At 68.4% G+C, this 22,091-nt stretch carries 21 protein-coding genes; 14 read left to right on the top strand and 7 right to left on the bottom strand.

What is annotated here, in order from left to right; translation table 11 throughout:
- Positions 1-713: 713 nt before the first annotated feature.
- The 9 genes from bioB to E0H73_RS46635 all read left to right on the top strand — a co-directional run bounded on the left by bioB (position 714) and on the right by E0H73_RS46635 (position 9,681).
- Positions 714-1,709, top strand: coding sequence for a biotin synthase BioB (gene bioB, locus E0H73_RS25410; protein WP_131360806.1), 996 nt, complete (start codon positions 714-716; stop codon positions 1,707-1,709).
- Positions 1,706-1,894, top strand: coding sequence for a biotin synthase auxiliary protein BsaP (gene bsaP / locus E0H73_RS25405; protein WP_131360804.1), 189 nt, complete (start codon positions 1,706-1,708; stop codon positions 1,892-1,894). The genes bioB and bsaP overlap by 4 nt, the downstream gene beginning before the upstream one ends.
- Complete coding sequence (locus E0H73_RS25400) at positions 1,894-3,195, top strand: adenosylmethionine--8-amino-7-oxononanoate transaminase (protein WP_131360802.1); 1,302 nt, start codon at positions 1,894-1,896, stop codon at positions 3,193-3,195. Before bsaP ends, E0H73_RS25400 begins: the two co-directional genes overlap by 1 nt.
- A complete protein-coding gene (locus E0H73_RS25395) occupies positions 3,195-4,316 on the top strand; it encodes an 8-amino-7-oxononanoate synthase (protein WP_131360801.1) in 1,122 nt (373 codons plus the stop codon). The genes E0H73_RS25400 and E0H73_RS25395 overlap by 1 nt, the downstream gene beginning before the upstream one ends.
- Entirely contained in the window at positions 4,313-4,990 is a 678-nt protein-coding gene (gene bioD / locus E0H73_RS25390; RefSeq protein WP_131360799.1) for a dethiobiotin synthase, read from the top strand. The genes E0H73_RS25395 and bioD overlap by 4 nt, the downstream gene beginning before the upstream one ends.
- Positions 4,987-6,027 carry a cytochrome P450 family protein gene (locus E0H73_RS25385; RefSeq protein ID WP_131360797.1) on the top strand — a complete coding sequence of 347 codons (1,041 nt, stop codon included), beginning with the start codon at positions 4,987-4,989 and terminating at the stop codon, positions 6,025-6,027. Before bioD ends, E0H73_RS25385 begins: the two co-directional genes overlap by 4 nt.
- A 22-nt stretch (positions 6,028-6,049) precedes the next feature.
- Complete coding sequence (gene guaA / locus E0H73_RS25380) at positions 6,050-7,612, top strand: glutamine-hydrolyzing GMP synthase (protein WP_420323433.1); 1,563 nt, start codon at positions 6,050-6,052, stop codon at positions 7,610-7,612.
- Between the two features lie 187 nt (positions 7,613-7,799).
- The gene (locus tag E0H73_RS25370; RefSeq protein ID WP_202867559.1) at positions 7,800-9,359 is read left to right on the top strand and encodes a tetratricopeptide repeat protein; all 1,560 of its coding nucleotides are present in this window, start codon (positions 7,800-7,802) and stop codon (positions 9,357-9,359) included.
- Positions 9,349-9,681: a hypothetical protein gene (locus E0H73_RS46635; protein WP_238164241.1), complete on the top strand. Its 333-nt coding sequence runs from the start codon at positions 9,349-9,351 to the stop codon at positions 9,679-9,681. Before E0H73_RS25370 ends, E0H73_RS46635 begins: the two co-directional genes overlap by 11 nt.
- A gap of 14 nt (positions 9,682-9,695) precedes the next feature.
- Here the strand turns inward: E0H73_RS46635 and E0H73_RS25365 are convergent, their stop codons facing one another.
- Positions 9,696-10,502, bottom strand: coding sequence for a TetR/AcrR family transcriptional regulator (locus tag E0H73_RS25365; RefSeq protein WP_131360796.1), 807 nt, complete (start codon positions 10,500-10,502; stop codon positions 9,696-9,698).
- 73 nt (positions 10,503-10,575) lie between these two features.
- Here E0H73_RS25365 and E0H73_RS25360 point away from each other — a divergent pair, with 73 nt between their 5' ends.
- Complete coding sequence (locus tag E0H73_RS25360) at positions 10,576-11,409, top strand: NmrA family NAD(P)-binding protein (protein WP_131360794.1); 834 nt, start codon at positions 10,576-10,578, stop codon at positions 11,407-11,409.
- 359 nt (positions 11,410-11,768) lie between these two features.
- Here the strand turns inward: E0H73_RS25360 and E0H73_RS25355 are convergent, their stop codons facing one another.
- The 4 genes from E0H73_RS25355 to map all read right to left on the bottom strand — a co-directional run bounded on the left by E0H73_RS25355 (position 11,769) and on the right by map (position 15,858).
- A complete protein-coding gene (locus E0H73_RS25355) occupies positions 11,769-12,302 on the bottom strand; it encodes a GNAT family N-acetyltransferase (RefSeq protein WP_131360792.1) in 534 nt (177 codons plus the stop codon).
- 73 nt (positions 12,303-12,375) lie between these two features.
- Positions 12,376-13,407, bottom strand: coding sequence for an Rv2578c family radical SAM protein (locus E0H73_RS25350; RefSeq protein WP_131360790.1), 1,032 nt, complete (start codon positions 13,405-13,407; stop codon positions 12,376-12,378).
- Between the two features lie 66 nt (positions 13,408-13,473).
- Positions 13,474-14,433 (bottom strand): phosphotransferase family protein, encoded by a 960-nt coding sequence (locus tag E0H73_RS25345; protein ID WP_131360788.1) that lies wholly within the window; start codon positions 14,431-14,433, stop codon positions 13,474-13,476.
- A gap of 657 nt (positions 14,434-15,090) precedes the next feature.
- Complete coding sequence (gene map, locus E0H73_RS25340) at positions 15,091-15,858, bottom strand: type I methionyl aminopeptidase (protein WP_131360786.1); 768 nt, start codon at positions 15,856-15,858, stop codon at positions 15,091-15,093.
- A gap of 53 nt (positions 15,859-15,911) precedes the next feature.
- Between map and E0H73_RS25335 the strand changes: the two genes are divergently transcribed.
- The 4 genes from E0H73_RS25335 to E0H73_RS25320 all read left to right on the top strand — a co-directional run bounded on the left by E0H73_RS25335 (position 15,912) and on the right by E0H73_RS25320 (position 18,533).
- Positions 15,912-16,202, top strand: a complete 291-nt coding sequence (locus E0H73_RS25335; protein ID WP_131360784.1) for a helix-turn-helix domain-containing protein — start codon at positions 15,912-15,914, stop codon at positions 16,200-16,202.
- A gap of 104 nt (positions 16,203-16,306) precedes the next feature.
- Entirely contained in the window at positions 16,307-17,527 is a 1,221-nt protein-coding gene (locus E0H73_RS25330) for a CapA family protein (RefSeq protein WP_238164240.1), read from the top strand.
- A gap of 58 nt (positions 17,528-17,585) precedes the next feature.
- Positions 17,586-17,915, top strand: a complete 330-nt coding sequence (locus E0H73_RS25325) for a tannase/feruloyl esterase family alpha/beta hydrolase (RefSeq protein WP_202867557.1) — start codon at positions 17,586-17,588, stop codon at positions 17,913-17,915.
- 75 nt (positions 17,916-17,990) lie between these two features.
- Positions 17,991-18,533, top strand: coding sequence for an rRNA adenine N-6-methyltransferase family protein (locus tag E0H73_RS25320; protein WP_131360780.1), 543 nt, complete (start codon positions 17,991-17,993; stop codon positions 18,531-18,533).
- Between the two features lie 61 nt (positions 18,534-18,594).
- Here the strand turns inward: E0H73_RS25320 and E0H73_RS25315 are convergent, their stop codons facing one another.
- On the bottom strand, positions 18,595-20,331 hold the full coding sequence (locus E0H73_RS25315) for an ABC transporter ATP-binding protein (protein ID WP_131360778.1): 1,737 nt from the start codon (positions 20,329-20,331) through the stop codon (positions 18,595-18,597).
- Positions 20,328-22,049 (bottom strand): ABC transporter ATP-binding protein, encoded by a 1,722-nt coding sequence (locus E0H73_RS25310; RefSeq protein ID WP_131360776.1) that lies wholly within the window; start codon positions 22,047-22,049, stop codon positions 20,328-20,330. Before E0H73_RS25310 ends, E0H73_RS25315 begins: the two co-directional genes overlap by 4 nt.
- Positions 22,050-22,091: the final 42 nt, after the last annotated feature.

The following is a 22,091-nucleotide window of genomic DNA, read 5'->3' as shown; positions in this document are numbered from 1 at the left end:
AACGATAATACTTCGGACAGTGATCAGGTGAAATGAGAAACCTCAGCACTTGTGTGGCTGCTGAGGTTTGTGGGGCATTTCGGAAAAGGCCCAGAAAAGGGAGCAGGTCCCTCGGGAACGTTTCCGCCCAAATCGTTTCCCGAGGGACCCACTCAAGCCGGGGTGAGGCGCCCGGCGCTTTGGGATCGGGTCACCAACCACAGCTGGCGACCCGAGCTCTTGGTACCCCACTCTACATCCGATTCCAGGAGTTTCGAGCTCTTGCGAGTGGTTGTGACCACTCTGCGTGCTGATCGTGATGATCGGCTTTTCGTCGCTGCCTGTAATCGAGTGGCGGTCTTCCTTGCGGTAACCGCCTCTGTACACATCAACGAGCCCTTCTACGGGGGGTTACGAGGTTCGGTAGAAAAATCCAAAAAGTTTCCCCGAGTGTGCGGAGAGTGGCTGAGGCAGGTCGCCCCCAGGTGTTTCACGTGACGCCCACCGCAGAGACGGCGTACCGCGCTGTCCTAGGGTGTGCCTGGCGATTCCCCGCCTACTGCGCGGCACTCGGCACGGCACCTCGCCGCACTGGCGCAAAGGCCACGATGCGCCGCATCGAGACCTTCGCTCCAGCACGCCGATGCACCGCACCGAGGACCTGCTCGCTACGGCGCGGAATCGCCAGGCACACCCTTACTGTGAGCCGACCGTTCGATGAGGCAGGGAGAACCATGGGCGACATCCTGGACGTGGCACGTGAGCAGGTTCTGGAACAGGGCGTCGGACTGACCCAGGAACAACTGGTCGAGGTTCTCCGATCGCCCGACGACCGGCTGCCCGAGCTGCTCGCACTGGCCCACGAGGTACGGGTGAAGTGGTGCGGCGAGGAGGTCGAGGTCGAGGGCATCATCTCGCTGAAGACCGGCGGCTGCCCGGAGGATTGTCACTTCTGCTCGCAGTCCGGCCAGTTCACCTCGCCGGTGCGCTCGGTCTGGCTGAACATCCCGGAGCTGGTCGAGGCGGCCAAGGAGACCGCGAAGACCGGTGCGACCGAGTTCTGCATCGTGGCCGCCGTCCGCGGCCCGGACGAGCGGCTGATGTCGCAGGTGAAGGCCGGCATCGAGGCGATCAACGCCGAGGTCGACATCAACATCGCCTGCTCGCTCGGCATGCTGACGCAGGAGCAGGTGGACGAGCTCAAGGCGATGGGCGTGCACCGCTACAACCACAACCTCGAGTCGGCCCGCTCGTACTTCGGCGACGTCGTCACCACCCACTCCTTCGAGGAGCGCTGGGACACCTGCCTGATGATCAGGGAGTCCGGCATGGAGCTGTGCTGCGGCGGTCTGGTCGGGATGGGCGAGACGCTGGAGCAGCGCGCCGAACTGGCCTCGCAGCTGGCCGAGCTGGACCCGCACGAGGTGCCGCTGAACTTCCTCAACCCGCGCCCGGGGACGCCGTTCGGCGACATGGAGGTGATGGCCGGCAAGGACGCGCTGCGGACCATCGCCGCGTTCCGGCTCGCGATGCCGCGCACGGTCCTGCGGTACGCCGGCGGCCGCGAGCTCACCCTGGGAGATCTGGGCACCCGCGACGGTCTGCTCGGTGGGATCAACGCCGTCATCGTCGGCAACTACCTGACCACGCTGGGCCGCCCGGCGACCGCGGACCTCGACCTGCTGGCCGAGCTGAAGATGCCGGTCAAGGAGCTCCAGAAGACGCTATGACCACACTCGTTTACTGCGGACGCTGCGGCCGGGGGACCGCCGACGGAGACCACGACGCCTGCCGCCAGGCGCTGGCACTGGAGCCACCGCGGTACTGCGACCAGTGCCGCCGACGCATGGTCGTCCAGGTCCACCCGATGGGCTGGACCGCCAGATGCTCCGTGCACGGTGAGGTCTCGTCTTGATGTCTGGCATGTTGGAGCGTGACGCGGAGCTGTTGTGGCATCCGTACTCCTCGTTGACCGAGCCCTCGCCGGTTCGACTGGTCCGCGGTGCGTCCGGTGTACGTCTGCATCTGGATGACGGGGACGGTGGCAGCGTCGAGGCGATCGATGCGATGGCGTCCTGGTGGTGCATGATCCACGGCTACCGCAACCCGGTGCTGGATGCCGCGGTGAAGCGCCAGGTGGACGACTTCAGCCATGTGATGTTCGGTGGGCTGACCCACGAGCCGGCGATCCGGCTGGCCGAGCGGCTGGTGGAGATCAGCCCCGACCCGTTGCGGCACGTCTTCTTCTGCGACTCGGGCTCGGTGTCGGTCGAGGTCGCGATCAAGCTCGCGCTCCAGTACCAGGTTGCCCGAGGCAACAACGGGCGGACCCGGATGCTGACCGTCCGCGGCGGGTACCACGGCGACACGTTCGCACCGATGAGCGTCTGCGATCCGGTGAACGGGATGCACTCGCTGTTCACCGGCGCGCTGAAGGAGCAGGTGTTCGGCCCGCAGCCGCCGGCCGGGTTCGACCGCCCGGACGACGATCCGGAGTTCCTGGCCTGGGCCGCGTCCGTGTCGGCGTTGGCGGAGCGGCATGCTTCTGAGATCGCCGGCATCATCGTCGAGCCGATCCTGCAGGGTGCGGGTGGCATGTATCCGTACAGCCCGGCCTGCCTGCGGCTGCTGCGTGAGCTCGCCGACCGGCACGGGTTCCTGCTGATCCTGGACGAGATCGCCACCGGCTTCGGCCGGACCGGCACGCTCTTCGCCTCCGAACACGCGGGCATCGACCCGGACATCCTCTGCGTCGGCAAGGCATTGACCGGCGGTTACCTGTCCTTGGCGGCCACGTTGTGTACGACGGACGTCGCGCACGCGGTGTCGAACGGACCCGGTGGTGCGCTGATGCACGGCCCGACCTTCATGGCGAACCCGCTGGCCTGCTCGGCCGCCCTCGCGTCGATCGACCTCCTGCTGTCCCAGGACTGGGCCGGCCGGGTCGCTCAGATCTCCGCAGGGCTGTCCGCCGGGCTCGCACCGGCGGCCTCGCTGCCTGGGGTCAAGGACGTCCGCGTGATCGGCGCGGTCGGCGTCGTGCAACTGGGTGGGCCGGTCGACCTGCCGCGGATGACCGAAGCGGCGCTGCGGCGCGGCGTGTGGGTGCGGCCGTTCCGCGATCTCGTCTACACGATGCCGCCGTACGTGTGCACCGACGAGGACATCGCGACGATCGCGGCAGCGATCACCGGGGCAGTGGAGGAGGTCGGCTGATGCTCCAGGACTGGCTCGGCCCGAAGGCCGCAGCGTTGGAGGCTCGCGGTCTGACGCGCCGGCTCCGGGCACGTGCTGCCGACGAGCGGCTGATCGATCTCGCGGGCAATGACTATCTCGGCCTGGCGTCCGATCCGCGCGTGATCGAGGCCGCGGCCGACGCCGTCTGCCAATGGGGGACTGGATCGACCGCGTCCCGCTTGGTCACCGGTACGACGGCCTTGCACGAGGAACTCGAGTCGTCCCTGGCGGCATACGTCGGCCAGGAGACGGCACTCGTGTTCTCGTCGGGCTATCTCGCCAACCTCGGTGTGGTCACGGCACTCGGTGGTCCGGGCACGCTCGTGGTGTCGGACGACCATGTGCATGCGTCGCTCATCGATGGGAGCCGTCTGTCGCGGTCACGGGTCGAAGTCGTTCCGCACAACGATGTGGACGCGGTTGACAAGGTGCTTGCCGAGCGCAACGAACCGCATGCGCTGGTGCTGACCGAGTCGGTTTTCAGTGTGCTCAGTGATGAGGCGCCGCTGATCGAGTTGGCCGCGGTTGCTCGTGAGCAGGACGCCGTACTGCTGGTGGATGAGGCGCATGGGCTCGGGGTGACCGGTGGCGGTCGTGGTTCGGTACATGCGGCTGGGTTGGCTGGTCTGGAGCATGTGATCGTCACGATGACGCTGTCCAAGGCGCTGGCCGCGCAAGGGGGCGTCGTACTTGGGCCGGCGCTTCTTCGCGATCATTTGATCAACCGGTCGCGGCCGTTCATCTACGACACGGGTCTGAATCCGGCGGCGTGTGCTGCTGCGCTTGCTGCTCTCTGGGTGCTTCAGGACGAGCCTGAGCGGCCGGCCGCGATCCACTCTGCTGCGGCCCGATTGGCGTCGGCTTGTGGTGTGCCATCTTCGTCCGGTGCGGTCGTGTCGGTCCCGATGCCCGGTCCGCGTGAGGCGGTCCGTGCCGCCGAGCTCTGTCTGGAGAACGGCGTACGCGTCGGGAGTTTCCGGCCGCCGTCAGTCCCCGACGGCATCAGCCGCCTGCGCCTCACGGCTCACGCCGGCTTGTCCGACGAGGACCTGGACCGAGCTTGCGCCGTCATCGTCGCCGCGATCGGCGAGGTCTCATGATCATCCTCGTTACCGGCACCGACACCGAGGTAGGCAAGACCATCGCCACCGCGGCTCTTGCGGTCCACCACGCGGGTGGTGAAGGGGATCGGCGGGGGGCTGTCGCGGTGGTCAAGCCGGCTCAGACCGGTGTGGGCGCCGACGAACCCGGTGACTTGGCTGAGGTCAGTCGGCTGACCGGGCTGACTGAGTTGCACGAAGGTGTCCGCCTGCGCGATCCGCTCGCTCCCACGACAGCAGCCCGCCGCGCCGAGGTGCCCCTCCCATCCGTGGAGTCGCAGGCCAAGTTCATCGACGACGTCGCCCGCTCGCACGACACCGTGCTGGTGGAAGGCGCCGGCGGTCTGCTGGTCGGCCTCGACGGGGACGGGAACGACCTGTCCGACCTGGCGACCCACCTCACCACACCGTTCACGTTTGTCGTGGTTGTTCGCTCCGGTCTGGGCACGCTGAACCACACCGGTCTGACGGTCGAGGCGCTCCGGAGCCGGAACCTCCCCATCGAAGGGCTGATCATCGGGTCCTGGCCTGCAGAGCCTGATCTGGCTGAGCAGTGCAACCTGGAGGACCTTCCGGTCACCACCGGGGTGCCAGTGATCGCGCGAATTCCGGCTGGTGCGGGCCGACTGGACCGGGCTGCGTTCTTGGCCGCGGCGCCCGGCTGGTTCGGATGAGCGGTTGCCCGGCGCGGTACGACGAGGCGCTCGGGTATTGGGTTGTCGACAATCCTACTGAGGCGCGTAAGGTGATGCTGGATCCGGCGACGTTCCGGCCGGACGACGCCGTACTGGCTCACACACCGCTTTCCGTGAAGGCGTTGCGGGTGCTGTCGGCGGTCGGGTTTGCGCTGCCTCCGACGTTGGCGAACAACGCGGGAGAGTCGCACCGACCGATCCGGGCCGCGGTCGCCCGCTTCTTCAGCCCGGCACGAGTGGCCGCCGTCGAGCCCCTCGCCCGAGAGCTGACGGCTGCGCGGGTGGCTGCTGCGACGGCCGCCCTCGCTGAGGGCGAGCAAGTGGACCTCGTGCAGGCAATCGCCGCGGAGCCGCCCGCCCTGGTCGTGCTCGACATGCTCGGGCTGGCGGATGTCGACGTACCGGCGTTGAAGGCATGGAGTCTGGATTCACTGGAGCTGTTCTGGGGTTGGCCCGACGAGGATCGGCAGTTGGAGCTCGCGCACAGTGCCGCGGAGTTCTACGGCTGGCTGAGGAAGCGGGTTGTCCAGGCGACTGAGGACGACCTGTTCGGCGTACTGGTCGGGCTGGGGCTGACCGATGAGGAGGTGTGCGCGGTCGCGTACTTCCTGCTGATCGCGGGTCAGGAGACCACCACCCAACTGATCTCCACTGCCTTCCACCGGTCCATCGGTGGCCCGGTCACGGACGTCGAGGATGTGTTGCGGGAGGCGTCGTCGGTGCCGACGTGGCGGCGGGTCACCTCCAGGCCTGCGGTGATCGGTGACGTTGAGGTTCCGGCGGGAGCGCCGGTGTTGCTGGGGCTGACGGGACACGGCGGGCCGGCGGATCTGGCGTTCGGGGTCGGGATCCACCGGTGCCTGGGGGCCGGGCTGGCTCGGCTGGAGGCGAGGGTGGCGCTGGAGTGTGCGGCGGACCTGCTGGCCACGGTCAGGCTGGTGGAGGAGCCGCCGATGATCGAGCTGCTGTCGTTCCGCGCGCCGAAACGGTTGCTGGTCGGATTACAGCCCGGCTGACCTGCACCGATACCCTTTGCAGGTGACCCGGGAAATTGCACAGCATGAGTTGGTCCTGGTCGTCGACTTCGGAGCGCAGTACGCGCAGTTGATCGCGCGCCGGGTCCGCGAGGCCAAGGTGTACTCCGAGATCGTGCCGCACTCGATGCCGGTCGAGGAGATGCTGGCGCGCGGGCCGAAAGCGATCATCCTGTCGGGCGGTCCCCAGTCGGTGTACGCCGAGGGCGCGCCGCGGGTCGAGTCCGGGCTGTTCGAGGCCGGCGTACCGGCGTTCGGGATCTGCTACGGCTTCCAGGCGATGGCGCAGACGCTCGGCGGCGAGGTACGCCGGACCGGGCTGCGCGAGTTCGGCCGTACGCCGGTGACGGTCAGCTCGGCCGGGACACTGCTGGCCGGGATCCCCGAGGACCTCAACGTCTGGATGTCCCACGGTGACGCGGTGCACGCGCCGCCTGCCGGCTTCGCCGTACTCGCGGCGTCCGGCGGCGCGCCGGTGGCGGCGTTCGAAGACCTGGACCGGCGGCTGGCCGGCGTGCAGTGGCACCCGGAGGTGCTGCACTCGCAGGCCGGGCAGGCGGTGCTGGAGCACTTCCTCTACGACATCGCGGGCTGCTCGGGCGACTGGACCACGACGAACGTCGTCGACGAGCAGGTCGAGCTGATCCGGCAGCAGGTCGGTGACAAGCAGGTGCTCTGCGCGCTGTCCGGCGGTGTCGACTCCGCCGTCGCCGCGGCCCTGGTTCACAAGGCGATCGGCGACCAGCTGACCTGCGTGTACGTCGACCACGGCCTGCAGCGGTCGGGCGAGTCGGAGCAGATCGAGAAGGACTTCGTCGCCGCGACCGGGATCCGGCTCGAGGTGGTCGACGCCGAGGACCAGTTCCTGTCGGCGCTCGCCGGGGTGACCGACCCGGAGCAGAAGCGCAAGATCGTCGGCCGTGAGTTCATCCGGACCTTCGAGGCGACCGCGCGCAAGGTGGACGCCGAGCGGCACATCGAGTTCCTGGTCCAGGGCACGCTCTACCCGGACGTGGTGGAGTCCGGCGGCGGCGCGGGTGCGGCGAACATCAAGTCGCACCACAACGTCGGCGGTCTGCCCGACGACCTGCAGTTCAGCCTGATCGAGCCGCTGCGGACGTTGTTCAAGGACGAGGTTCGTGAGCTCGGCCTGGCCGTCGGTCTGCCCGAGACCATGGTCTACCGGCACCCGTTCCCAGGCCCCGGCCTGAGCATCCGGATCATCGGCGAGGTCACCAAGGAGCGCCTGGACATCCTGCGCGCCGCGGACCTGATCGCCCGCACCGAGCTGACCGCGGCCGGCCTGGACCGCGACATCTGGCAGTTCCCGGTGGTGCTGCTGGCCGACGTTCACTCGGTCGGTGTCCAGGGCGACGGCCGGACGTACGGCCACCCCGTCGTACTGCGTCCCGTCACCAGCGAGGACGCGATGACGGCCGACTGGGCCCGGCTTCCGTACGACGTACTGGAGCGGATCTCGACCCGGATCACCAACGAGGTGGACGAGATCAACCGCGTCACCGTCGACATCACCAGCAAGCCGCCGGGCACCATCGAGTGGGAGTGACCCCAGAGGCTCACTCCCAGCCCCCCGCCTACTGCGCGGCACTCGGCACGGCACCTCGCCGCACGTGAGCAAAGGCCACGATGCTCCGCATCGAGACCTTCGCTCCCGCACGCCGATGCACCGCACCGAGCACCTGCTCGCTACGCCGTGGGGCTGAGAGTGACCCTCCGGCCGCAATACTGGCGCGATGAGCGAAGGGGTGGGAGATCCGCGTCTGGCGGCCGAGGGTGAACTGAGCCTGGCCCGGCTGGCGTTGGACGACAACGAGGTCGGGCACGCGGCCGACCATGTGGCGACCGCGCTGGCGACGTCACCGTCGCTGCCGGACGCGCATGCAGTTCTGGTGACCTTGCTGACCCATCCTGAGGGCGGCGTCGACCTGTGGACGCTGGACGGCGACGTGTACGTCGGCACTGCGGTGGCTCGGGCGCACGCGCTCGCCTTCCGCGGTGAGTACGCCGAAGCCCTCAGCCTGCTGGTCTCGGTCCAGGGGCACGAACCGGGCATGGCCTGGGCCGACGTGCCGTGGGTGCTCGACTCCGAGCTGGCCGCCAAACTCGATCCGGACGAACTGCTGAACGTTCTTGTCCAGCTGCTCAAGGCCGTCCCCGATCCGTGCCCGGAGGAGTTGGCTCCGGCATTCGCGCCGTACGTCCAGCTGGTGCGGAACCTCGTCGCCGAGCATCCGGCCTCCGGGAACCTGCTCTGGCTGGCGTCGGTCCTGACCCGGCGACTCGGATTGCTCGACGAGGCAACGTCGTACGCGATCGAATCGGAACGGGTCGAACCGACCGACCGCGCGGCCATTGCGGTCGGCTACGCGCTGCGGAGCCAGGGTCGCACCGATGAGGCGCTGGCCGCGTTCGAACGTGCACTCAGCTATCAGCCCCGCAACGTCGCGGTGTACGCCGACATCGCCGGGATGCTGGGCGATGCCGGCCGGCTGGACGAGGGGATCTCGTGGGCCGAACGGAGCCTCGCGCTCGACCCGGTCCACGACTGTTCATTGGTCGAGCGGCACAGCCTGCTGTTCCGGCGGGACGGTGCTGTCGACGACCTCGTCGCGATCGCCGACCTGCTCCGCTCGGCGGAGCCTGGCAGCCACGAAAAGCAGCACGCCGCGGGCGAGTTGAACGACCGGTCACGGCAGGTCTGGCTCGGCGGCATCCCGGACCCGACCGAGGCTGTGATCAACGTCCTCGACCAATTGCTGGCTGCCGAGAACGTGAGTGCGGGTGGCGCCACGCTGACGGTGTCCGCGCTCGAGCCGCCGAGTGCCTTGCTCGCGTTCGGCCTGGCGGTGCCGGGCTCCGAGGTGACGGTCAGCGAGATCCTGCCGCCGGATCCGCGACTTCCGGTGTCCCTGCGGGGATCGCAGTCTCGGCCGGTCGAGACCGTCGTCTGGCAGTACGACGGCAGCGTCGCGCGACCCGCGGTCGCTCCGCCAAGTGCGGAAGGTGTTGCGGCGGTTGCTCGCGTTGCCGACTTCGGCGAGTCATCCGGCGTCAGGGCTCGTTCAGTGTGGGCGAGCGTGCCGGCTGCCTACGGACCATGCGGTGCTGTTGGCGAGCACTCCGTTGGAAGACCTGCTGGGCGTCTTGGTGCATCCGCCGGCGTCGCCGACCGGAGCGGCGGGGGACTGGCCGGGGTGGATCCGGACCGTGCAGACGTGGGCCTGTCTGGGGATCGCTCATCACCGGACCGACCAGCCGTGGGCGGAATCGGTGCGGCGGCAGGTGCTGGCTGACCTTGCTTATGGACCGGAGGACTGGATCACCGAGTCGGCTTTGTTCGCGTTGGCGACGACCGCTTGGGTCGATCCGTCGGCGCGGGCTGACGTCGCCGAGTTGATGGGGTGGCGATTGCTGGCTGCGGTTGAGGCGCAGCGGGAGCGGCCGGTGACGATCCTCGGATCGCTTGCGACTGTCACGTTGGCCACGCCTGGTCTCAACCCCGACGTGGCGGGGCTGGCCCGCGACATCCTCACTGCGGACGACGACGTTTCTGAAGAGCAGCCGGCTGAGCCTGAGCTGCCCAAGAAGAGGCGGGGGATCTTCCGCCGCCGCTGACTCCCGGCGCTGCGTCAGCTCTCGAGGGCCGTCGCTTGGATTCCGTCCAGGAGGCGGTCGAGGCCGTAGCGGTACGACTCCGTGGCGGCCTCGCGGGTGGTGCCCTGGTAGCCGTTCGCGTTCCAGATCGTCGTCATCGCGGGGTGCTGGTCGACGTCGAAGTACGTCTCCCACAGGTCGTTGCGCTCGTACCACCACGCGTCGTTCGTCTGACCGGTCGACTGCTCGATCAGTTCGCTCTCCGCCTCCAGCCCGGCGGCCGAGTCGACGTACGTCGTGATGGCGAGCGCGGCCAGGTTGGTCCCGCGGGGTGTGAGTCCGATCTCCAGCAGCGCGGACAGCAGGTACTCACGGCCGGCCAGCATGCCCGGGCCTACGGGCGGTCGGATTGTCGACACCTGCGACAGCCACGGGTGGCGCTGGAACATCGCGCGCGTCTGATCCGAATAGATCTCCACTTGCTCGCGCCAGTCGTCCGGTCTGGGCGCGCCGGGGCCGGGGAGCTCGCGTTCACCCAGCACTTGGTCGACCATCAGGTCGAGTAGCTCCTCCTTCGAGGGCACGTACGTGTAGAGCGTCATCGTGCCGACGGTGAGCTCCTTCGCGACCCCGCCCATCGAAGCGGCGGCCAGACCTTGCGTGTCCGCCAGCCGGATCCCCGCCGCGACGACTCCGTTCACGTCCAGCGAAGGCCGTCGCCCGGCACCGCGTCCGCGCAGGACGGTCGGCTGCTCGTCATCTGCGGTGGGTTTGCGGTGATTCCGCCACAGCAGCGCCAGGGTCCGCTCTGGCTGTCCCTCACCGCTCCGCCGCTCCGTCACAGGCCAACCATAGGCGCTCCGCACAATTCTCGTATACCCTACGGGAATTAGGTTCCGAGGTGAGGAGATCACCATGACCATCCTGGTGACTGGCGCGACCGGGAGCGTCGGGCGGCTGCTCGTGGACGAACTGGTGACGGCCGGTGCTCCGGTGCGAGCGCTCACCAACTATCCGGCCCGGGCCTCGCTGCCCGATGGGGTCGAGGTCGCTCACGGCTATCTGGGGAAGCCGGCGACATTGCCTGCCGCGCTGGCCGGTGTCGGCACCGTGTACCTCGCGCCGCTTCCGGCGTACGTCGACGATTTCGTCCGGTGCGCGCAGGACGCCGGCGTACGGCGGGTCGTCGTACTGTCCGGTGAACCCGCGGAGTACGAGGCGCAGAGGGATCCGTCGACGTGGCACTACTACCGGATTGAGCGCGCGATCGAGGCGGCCGGCTTCGAGTGGACGTTCCTGCGGCCCGGCCAGTTCATGAACAACACGCTCGACTGGGCCGAGTCGATCAAGACCTCAGGCGTGGTCCGAACGCCGTACGCCGGTGCAGTCCAGACCCCGATCGACCTCGGCGACATCGCCGCGGTCGCCCGCGTCGTACTCCTGGACGAGACCTACACCGGCCAGAAACTCATGATGAGCGGACCCGAAGGTCTGACCGCCCCCGAGCAGGTCTCGCACATCGCGGCCGCGATCGGTCGAGAACTCAAATACGAGGAGCTAACCCCGCAGGCCTACCTCGACCGACTAGCTCCCCTGATCGGCCTCGACACAGCCCAATGGCTCCTAGACGGCTTCCGCCTGATGGCCGAACACCCCATGACCCCCGAACCCACAGTCCCCCAACTCCTAGCCCGCCCCGCCCGCACCTACCAAGAGTGGGCCGTGGTGAACGCCAACCACTTCCGCTGAACCCGCCCCACGCGGCGCCCACGCGCCGTCCTCCGCCCGCTCGCGCCCCCCGCGCGACCGCTACGCACGCACTCCTGCCGTCGCGTGCTCGCCGCCGCTCCCACCCGCCCAGCCGTGAATGCGCCGTCCTCCTGCGTCGCCCGGTTGGTCGACGGCCCCGCGGAGTCGCCTGGACGTGATACCTCGGCGCACCGCGGATCGGGCCTGTGCCGTCGTCGTGTGGACGCGTTCGTCGAGTCGTGGATCGAGGTCCACTAACTTGCCTAATCCGCACAGAAGTCCACGACTCGGTGGCGATGCGAGGCGAAGATGAGTCACAGCACGCGTCGGACTCCCGCCCGGTCCGCGGCTGTAGTCGATCAGCTGACGGCAGATATCCGCCGATCAGGCGTGCGTGGCGTACTTGGCGGGCGGATCATGAAGACGTCGACCGGGTCCTCGGATTCCAGGACGAATCCGTGGCGCTCGTAGAGGCGACGCGCATTGCTGCCCTGCAAGACATTCAGAGCCACGGTCGCGCCCTGGGCGTCGGCCTGCTCCAGTGCCGTGCGCAGGACTACGGATCCGAGCCCTCGGCCCTGGAGGCGCGGAGCGAGATAGAAGTGCTCGAGCCATAACCGGTCTTCGGCGGGCCGGATCGTGATGCATCCAGCGAGTTCATCGTCGACCATGATGATCGACGTGTGCTGCTCGGAGAACGAGTCACGAAAGCGCTGTCGAACCCGGTACTCGTCGTAGCGCCCGAGGCGTTCCAGGTCCGGACGCATCACCTCGGCCCGCAACTCGGCGATCACTTCGACGTCCTCAACCGCCGCAGGCCGCAACAGCCAGCCCGCAACGTCCGCCAACGCGCCCTGACCAGCCGGCGCGTCCGACCGCACTCCAACCGCCATCGCCTCACCATCCACGGCCGAAGTATCTCAATCGGCCCGCGACGAACAGGCGCACGGCCACACTCCGGGATGGCTAGAACAGCGCCTCCTGCTGGCCGTCTGATCGTTTGGCGGTACGCCGGGGTGGGCGGCTCGACTCGTGGGATCGGTGGCTCGAGCTACGGCCGAAGCCGTGCTTGTTGAGCAGGGGACGGACCTTGGACTCGAAGGCGTTGCGGTAGCTCGGGGATGCGTTGGTGCCGTGGCCGTACAGGGATTCGTAGCGGCCGACCAGCTCGGGATGCTCCCGCGCCAGCCAGCCCATGAACCACTCTTTCACCCCAGGTCGGAGGTGAAGGACGAGCGGAGTGACGCCGGTCGCGCCGGCCGAGGCGAGCTCAGCGAACAGCTGATCCAACTGCTCAGCCGAGTCCGTCAGCCACGGCAGCACCGGCGCGACCATCACGCCACACGGCAGGCCGGCCTCGCGCACCGCACGGATCAGGTCGAGTCGCCCACGCACCGACGGTACGCCGGGCTCGAGCGTCTTCCGCAGGTCTTCATCCAGCAACGCCAGGGAGATCGCGACGCCGACGTGAACCTGCTCGGCGACCGCTGTCAGGAGATCGAGGTCGCGCCGCAGCAGCGTGCCCTTGGTCAGCACGGACAACGGCGTACCCGAACCTGCGAGCGCCTCGATGATCCCGGGCATCAACCGGTATCGGCCCTCGGCGCGTTGGTACGGGTCAGTATTGGTGCCTAGGGCAACTGCCTCGTGTGTCCACGATGGTCGCGCGAGTTCGCGCCGCAGTACGTCGGCGACGTTCGTCTTCACCACGATCTGCTGATCGAAGTCCTCGCCCTGATCGAGCTCCAGATACTGATGTGTCGGCCGGGCGAAGCAGTACCGGCAGGCGTGCGTGCAGCCGCGGTACGGATTGATTGTCCAGTTGAACGGCAGCATCGTCCCGGGAACCGAGTTCAGCGCGGACCGCGCTAGCACCTCATGGAACGTGATCCCGCGGAACTCCGGCGTCGTCACCGACCGAACCAGACCCGCGATCGACCCGAGCCCCGGCAACGTCCCCGGAGTCTCCACATCGATTTGCTGACCTGCCCACCTCATGCACTACAGTCGAACACATGTTCGCCACGAAGTCCAACCCCGCATCTACTCGCCCGATGGGGAGCGCTACTCGAGGCCGATCTCGCCCGGCGCTCTCTTCGTCAACGCGACCACGGTCTCGGCGTTCGTCCGTACCTCGTCCCAGCGGCGCTGGAAGGTGCAGTAGGCGATGGCATCGAGACCGATATGGATGAGGTACGCGTGCAGCCGCTCGCGGAGGTTGATCGGGAGCGGTCCGTTGGCCCGCCAGTGGGCGAGCAGGGCGGCGTTGATGTCGATGGGGCGCCAGTCTGGGTACCACGGCCACCAGTAGATGAGCCAGGCGGCGTCGTACAGACTGTCGCCGTACATCGCGTTGCCCCAGTCCAGCACCGCACTGACGTTGCCGCCGGCAACAAGCACGTTGCCGCTGAGCAAGTCGCCGTGAATCATGCGCCGCTCGGCAGGAAGGTACGGCGCAAGTGTGCCGATCGCGGCCAGTCCGGCCTCGACCGGCTCCAGTCCGATCTCGGAGCCGGCCAACGCTGCCCGCCAGCCAGGCACCCGCGCAGTCTCGGTGCCGATGGCCAGCAGCGCGTCCACCCAGGACCTATACGGTGCCCGCCGATCAGCTGCCCAGATGCCGTAGCCCGTGGTACCTGCGAGATCGATCCTGCCGATGTCGTCGATCGCGGCCAGCAAGCGCGGAAGCGCTTGTGCCACGTCGCCGGCGGACAGGTCATCGAACCCGATCCCGTGCGCCCGTGCCGAGATCGCGTAATGCCAGCCCTCAACCATCCCTCTCGCCACCACGGCCGGAACAGGCAGACCAGACCCGGCAAGCCCCGCGACAACCTCATCCTTCGCAAAGTCCGTCCCGTAGGCGCCAATACGCAGCACCACTTCCGCGCCGTCAACAGCCAACGCAAACGCCTGAGACCAAGCCCCCGACGCGAGCGGCACAGGCTCGGTCGCACGCTCCCCGAACGTCGCCCGCACCAACCGCCGAGCAACCTCCGGCAACGCAGCGGCGGATTCGGCAGGCATCCCCGAGATGCTAACAATCGACCGCGGTGGTTGACGCCCAAGCGTGTGCCTGTTGTGCGCGCACTCGTGCGCAGCGGGCTGGGGAACCACGCACTGACCGAGCGACCATCACCAACCCATCCGTCCCACCAGACCCGACCCGTTCACGACGTGCTGCGAGCGTGTGAGCACCGCCACCAAGCACCCACACGACCGGTGTCGCCGACGTGCCGTCTACCCCCGGTGCACGGTGTGCTGCGAATGCTTGGGTCACCGCCACCAAGCAGCTCACACGGCCAGCGTCCCCGCCGCGCAATCCACCCCCAGGTGTACGGTGCGCTGAGGATCCACAGTCCGGCGACTCCACGGTGTGGTTGGCATCCCCGCGGCGCAGGAGCACGGAACGAGCAAGGAACACGGCGCCTGGGGCTGAACCCCAACCGCCGCCATCACCGCATCCACAGCTGACCTTCGTCCCCGGTGGGCTGAGAAATGCATGGGTTGGCGTGACCACCCCGCAGTCACAAGCCGCGCGACGCAGGAGTCCGGCGCGAGCAAGGAACGGGGCGGGTGGGAGCGGTTGCGAGCACACGACGGCAGGAGCGCGCGTGGGGGCCACCCACCCAAACCACAACGCACTTCCGGTGCTCGGTCAGCCGGAGGTGCGCGTGGGGACTACTACGGGACGGTGAGGATTTCGGGGCCGGATTCGGTGATTGCGACGGTGTGTTCGGCGTGGGCTCCTCGGGTTTGGTCCGCGGAGCGGAGGGTCCAGCCGTCTTCGTCGATGACGTAGGTGGTGCCGGGGCCGGACCAGAACCAGGGTTCGATGGCGAACACGTGGCCGGCGCGGAGTTTGAGGCCTCGGCCGGGGCGGCCGCCGTTGGGGATGTGGGGGTCTTCGTGCATGCGGCGGCCGATGCCGTGGCCGCCGAAGTCGAGGTTGGTGCCGAGGTTGGCGGCGCGGCCGATGCGGCCGATGGCGGCGCCCACGTCGCCGAGGCGGTTGCCGGGGACGGCGGCGGCGATGCCGGCTGCGAGGGCGTGTTCGGTGGTGGCGATGAGTTCGAGGTCTTCGGGTCGCGGTGTGCCGACGCAGAAGCTGGTGGCGGCGTCGGCGCACCAGCCTTCGATCGAGGCGCCGCAGTCGACGTTCAGGAGGTCACCGTCGGCGAGTTTGAGGTCGCTCGGGAGTCCGTGCAGTACGGCGTCGTTGACCGACGTACAGATGACGCCGCTGAACGGGCTACCGGCGAACCCGGGCTGGTACCCCTCGAACAGCGACACCGCCCCGGCGGATCGCAGTACGTCGCGTGCCACGTCGTCGAGTTCGCGCAGTGAGACCCCGACCGCGGCCTCTTTCTTCACTGCGGCGAGCGCGTTCGCGACGACCCGGCCGGCCGCGCGCATGTGTTCGATCTCCGCGGGCGTCTTCAGCTCGACCATCGAATGCTTCCTTCGTCTTCCCGGATAGTTATACCGGTACTATTATCACGCTTATGGTCCGACCACCTCTCTCCAGCTGGGATCGCGAACGCGGCCGGCAGCTCGGCCGCCTGCTCCGCGAAGCCAGAGGCGAGCGCAGCATGGTCGACGTCGCGGCGGCCTGCGGGGTCTCCGTCGATACTCTCCGCAAGATCGAGACCGGCCGGATCCCGACGCCGGCTCTCTTCACGGTCGCCGCGGTCGCGGCCACCCTCGACCTGTCGCTCGACGCCCTCGTCGGCGCCTGCCAGGACAACCCGGCGGCCGAGGCCGATCGCCCGGACAGCAAGAACCTGATCGCCTAGATCCAGCGGCACCTGACGCCCGGACATGACGTAGAACACGATCGAGCCACCGCGGCAACCAAACCTGGGGTGGGGGCGTCTCCTGTCCGACTGGGGTTGAGGGCTTGGGGGTTGCGATGGCGGTACGACGGCGGACGGTGCTCGGCGCGATGCTGGCCGGGGCGGGAGCGGTCGCAACGGGGGGCTGCATCGCCGACACGGCCGCCGACACAGGCAACGGTCAAGCTGGCAACAGCCAAGGCAGCGGCGAAGGCAACGGTCAAGGCAAGAGCAGCGGCGTCGAAGCACCGCCACAGAAGCCGAAGCCAGCAAACGGACCCGACCGGATCACCCTGGTCGCAACAGGCGACGTACTGCTGCACGAGCGCCTCTGGACAACAGCCCGCCGCGACGGCCGAGACGGCGCATGGGACTTCGCCCCGCTGATGGGCAGCGTCAAGCCTCTCGTCCAACAGGCCGACATCGCGGTCGCGCACCTCGAGACGCCACTAGCGCCGCTCGGCGGCCCGTACCACGGCTACCCACTCTTCCAAGGCCCGCCGCAGATGGCCGCCGCCCTCAAGCAGACCGGGTACGACGTCTGCACCACAGCCAGCAATCACAGCTTCGACGGCGGTGCCGCCGGGGTGGATCGCACCCTGAAGACCCTCGAACAGGCCGGTCTCAAGCACGCCGGCACCGCCCGAAGCCGGGCCGAGGCTGAGATCCCCACGATTATTGACGTACATGGCGTGAAGATCGCGTTCCTGAGCTTCACGTTCGGCTTCAACGGCCTGCCGTACCCGAACGGCGAGACCTGGCGGGCGGGCAAGATCAGCGTTCCCGCGATCAGGCTGCGGGCCCAGGACGCCCGCGAGCGCGGCGCCGAGATCGTCGTGGTCAGCTGCCACTGGGGTACGGAGTACTCGCCGAAGCTCAACGATCAGCAGCGCGAGATCGCGCCGCAACTGCTTTCCGACAGCAACATCGATCTGCTGATCGGTCATCACGCTCACGTGGTGCAGCCGATGGAGCAGCAGAACGGCAAGTGGGTCGCGTACGGCCTCGGCAACCTGGTCGCAGCGCATCGCGAACCCAACAGCACCAAAGCCGAAGGCCTCCTGGTCCGCTTCACCTTCACCCGCGACGGCGACCGCTGGAAGACCGAGCAAGCCGAGTACGCCCCGCTGCTGATGACCGATGCGCTGCCCGTGCGCGTTCTCGACGTACGCCGTGAACTCGCCAAGGACGGTGTGCCGGCTGCCCGGCGGGCGCGCCTCGAGCTGGCCGAGCGTCGTACGTCGGTGACTGTCCGATCACTCGGTGCGAGCCCGAAAACCTTATAGGACAACGACAATTTCCATCTCCGTCGAAACGTTTGCCTGCTTCGGAGGCGCTGGAATAGTGAGCGCCAACGCCACCGCGCCTGGGTGGCAAGGACGCGGTACGACGGTCACTCAGGCGACCGTCGTACCCGCGACCGCCACCGCCCCACGTCGGTCAGGGCAGCTTTCGCGGGCGATCATCGCGACGTACTACGGCAAGCCGCCGCGGACCTCGTACTTCGACGGTTGCTCGATGGGCGGTCGCGAAGCGATGCTGCTCGCGCAGCGCTACCCGCACGACTTCGAGAGCAACTTCGTCTCCGGGCCGCCGCTGGTGAACCCGAAGCACGACCAGATCGACTGGATCGGCGAGTTCCTGCACCGGGTGCCCGGCCCGGTCGCACGGTGACGAAAATGCTTTGAGGGCTTGCCGTACGACGGTCTATGGTCGGCCGCATGGTTACGTACTTTGTGATGGTCCGTCGTGCCCGGCTCCGGGCAGGCGAGGGGTGCCTGGGGATGGCATCCGCTCGATAGTCGTTGGGCCCAACGGGTCGTGGACGCCGCCGGGGTCGAACCCGGTGAACTCGTCCTCGACGTCGGGGCCGGACTCGGTGCGCTGACCGCGCCGCTGGTCCGGGCCGGAGCTCGGGTGGTCGCTGTCGAACTCCACCCTGGCCGGGCCGACCGCTTGCGGCGGAGGTTCGCGGACGCACCGGTGACGGTGGTCCGGACCGACGCCGCTGATCTGCGGTTGCCGTCCCGGCCGTTCCGGGTGGTGTCGAGTCCGCCGTACAACGTCTCCACCGCATTGCTGAAGCGTTTGCTGGCACCAGGTTCCCGCTTGGTGTCGGCCGATCTCGTGCTGCAGCGGCAGGTGGCGAACCGGTGGATCCGTGGCGACGCACCAGGGGCGAACCGGTGGTTCCAGCATTACGATCTGTCGATCGGCTTACGCCTTCCCCGTAAGGCCTTCACCCCACCTCCGCATGTCGACTCCGCAGTACTGCTGCTGCGCAAACGGTAGAAGGGGCAGACCCCTTGCCGGTCAGAGGTGACCGGCAAGGGGTCTTTGCTGTTAGCAACTATCACCCGTGCCAGGAGGTCCAGAGCGCCGCGTACGAGCCCTGCCGGGCGACCAGTTCGTCGTGGCTGCCGAGCTCGCTAATGCGGCCGTCCTCGACCACCGCGACGCGGTCCGCGTCGTGCGCGGTGTAGAGGCGGTGGGCGATCGCGATCACTGTCCGGCCCTCGAGGACGGCGGCGAGCGAACGCTCCATGTGACGCGCTGCCCGCGGGTCGATCAGCGAGGTCGCCTCGTCCAGCACCAAGGTGTGCGGGTCCGCCAGCACCAACCGCGCAAGCGCCAGTTGCTGCGCTTGCGCCGGCGTCAGCGCGAGCTGACCGGAACCGACTCGCGTGTCCAGGCCGTCCGGCAACGCATCCGCCCACTCCAGCGCATCAACGGCGGCAAGAGCGTCCAGCAGCTCCCCGTCCGACGCGTCGGGCCGCGCCATCGACAGGTTGTCGCGCAACGTCCCCACGAACACGTGATGCTCCTGGGTGACCAGCGCGACCTGCTTGCGCAGCTCGTCCAGCGGCAGCTCGGTCATCCCGACGCCGCCGACCGTCACCGACCCCGTCCGTGGTGGATGGATCCCCGCGACCAGTCGGCCCAGCGTCGACTTCCCGGCGCCGGACGGTCCGACCATCGCGATCCGCTCGCCGGGCTGGACCGTCAGGTCCACACCGTGCAGTACGTCGCGGCCATCGACGTACGAGAACCGTACGTCGCGTGCCTCGACCAGGTCACCGGACGGCATCTGGCCTGACGGCGTGCGGTCGTCCGGTACGTCGCTGATGCCCAGTATCCGGGCGAACGCGGCGCCACCGGACTGCAACTCGTCCAGCCAGGAGAGCAACCGGTCGACCGGATCGATCAGCTGGTTGACGTACAGCACAGCAGCCGTGACGGCACCCAGCGAGGCGTGCCCGTTCAGATGCAGCCAGCCGCCGAACAGCAGTGTCCCGACAACCGGCACGAGGTAGCTGACCTCCGCGACCGGGAAGTACATGGTCCGGAGGAACAGCGTGTACCGCTCGGCCAGGTAGGAGCCCCTGATGTCGGCATCGCCGCGGCGGACGCGTTCGTCGTACCGCTGCAGCGCCTCGACCGTCCGGGCGCCCTCGACCGTCTCGGCCAATGAGCTGGTCATCTGCGCGTACGCCGCGTTCTCACGGAGGTATCCGTCTTTCGCACGGCGCAGATACCACTTGGTGCTGAGCCAGAGCAGCGGAGCCATCGCGAGCAGCGGCACCAGCACCCAGACGCCGACCAGCACCGTCGCCGCGACCGTGAACAGCACGGTGACGAACGAGATGATCGTCTCGGGTACGGCGAAGCGCACCGTCCGCGACAGGGTGTCGACGTCACGCGAGGTGCGGGACAGCAGGTCACCCGTGCCGGCCCGCTCGACCGTGCCGATCGGCAGTGCGAGCGCGTTGTCGACGAAGTCCTCCCGCAGCTCGGCCAGCACCTGCTCGCCGAGTGCGAACGACTTGAACCGGGCCCACCGGGTCAGCAACGACTGCGCCACGATGAACACCGCGATCACCAGGATCACCTGGTTGACCTTGGCCACGGTCGTGCCGTTCTGGACGTCCTCGACCAGGCCGCCGATCAGCCGCGGCGCGGCCAGACCGGTGATCGCCGCCAGCCCGTGCAGCACCAGCGCGACCGACAGGGTGCGCGGATGCCGCCGGGCCAGCCGGCGCGCGTGCCGACGGATCTCGGTCGGGCCCGCCACGGGCAGGATCTGCCTCATGTGAGCACCTCCTCCTCTTCCGTCTGCCTGGTCACTGTCCTGCGGTACTGCGGTTCGGTCGCGAGCAGGTCGCGGTGCTTGCCGGAAGCAACCACTCGGCCGGCGGCGACGAAGATGACCTCGTCGACGTGGTCCAGCAGCAGCGGGCTCGCGGTCAGCACGACAGTGCTGCGGCCGGCGCGCTGCTCACGCAACCGCTCCGCGATCCGCGCCTCGGTGTGCGCGTCGACCGCGGACGTCGGCTCGACCAGCACCAGCACGGACGGATCCGCCAGCAGCGCACGCACGAGCACCATTCGCTGCCGCTGTCCGCCGGAGAACGACCGGCCCTTCTCCTCGACCTCGGAGTCGAGCCCGTCGGACAGCGCGACGAGGACGTCCTCGGCGGACGCCGTCCGCATCGCCGCCATCACTTCCTCGTCGGTACGACGGTTGTCCGGGTCGAGCTCCTGTCGCAGCGTGCCGGTGAAGAGCTGTGAGCCGGTGTCGCTGACCAGGATGCGCCCACGCACGTCCTCGCGGGTCGCACTGGCCAGGGTGACTCCGCCGTACCGGACCTCGCTGGTGTCGTCGTACCGGCCGAGGCGGTCAGCCAGCTCGCCGTTGCTGTCCGCCTCGGCGGAGACGATCGCGGTGAGCAGGCCGTCGCGGGCGCGGATGCCGGACACCGGGTCGACCAGATCACCGTGCTCGGGCAGTCGCACTGCCGTCTTCGGCTCGGTGATGTCGGACTGCAGCTCCAGCACTCGGATGACTCGTCCCGCTGCGACCAGACCGCGCATCAGTTGGTTGGCGAACTCGGTCGCATTGCGCAGCGGCAGCACGAGGAACGTCGCATAGCCGTAGAAGGCGACCAGTGAGCCCGCACTGAGGTCGCCGGACAGCGCGAAGTGCGCGCCGAGGCCGACCACGAGCACGACGAAGATGCCCGGCAGCAGAACCTGCGCAGCGTCCAGCACGGACTGGATCCGCGCGACCCGTACACCGGCCTGCCGGACCTGCTGCGACTCGCCGCGATACCGGCGCGAGAAGGAGTCCTCGCCACCGATGCCGCGCAGTACCCGCAGACCGGCCACGATGTCGGAGCCCAGCGAGTTCAGCTCGCCGACAGCCTCGCGTTGCGCGGACTGCCGCTTGTGCAGCGGCCGCAGCATCGGGCCGAGGCAGAACAGCATCACCGGTACGCCGATCAGCACCACCAGACCGAGCGTGGTCGACGACGAGAGCAGGATCGACGCGACCACGACGAAGGCCACGATCGACCCCGTGAAGCGGGCAGAGACCTCCATCAGGTTGCCGATGTAGGACAGGTCGCCGGCACCGATACTGACCACCTCACCGGTGGCCAGGTGCTTCGGCAGCGTCGCGCCGAGGTCGGCGGACTTCCGGGTGATCACCTGGACCGTCCGGTACGCGGCGGTCAGCCAGTTCGTCACCGCGAACCGGTGCCGCATGATGCCGGCCAGCGCCTGCACCACGCCGACCACGAACAGCGCCGCGGTCCACTGCAGCAGCCGCTGGCTGTCGCGCGCCGCGATGCCCTCGTCGATCGCGCGGCCGAGGATCGCCGGGATGAACGCCTGCGCGCCCATCCACAGGATGCCGAACGCCATCCCGCCCGCGAGCGTGCGGGACTGACCGCGCGCGACCCACAACAGATAGCGGGTCGGCGAGCGGTGATCGGGGACACCGGGATCGGCGACAGGAAGTTGTCTCATAGCGCTTTCAGGCTAGGTGCCGCCACCGACAGAACGCATGCG

Source organism: Kribbella pittospori, assembly GCF_004331465.1.
In the GTDB taxonomy this organism is placed as follows: domain Bacteria; phylum Actinomycetota; class Actinomycetes; order Propionibacteriales; family Kribbellaceae; genus Kribbella; species Kribbella pittospori.
This window is presented reverse-complemented; position numbering and strand designations above follow the sequence as displayed.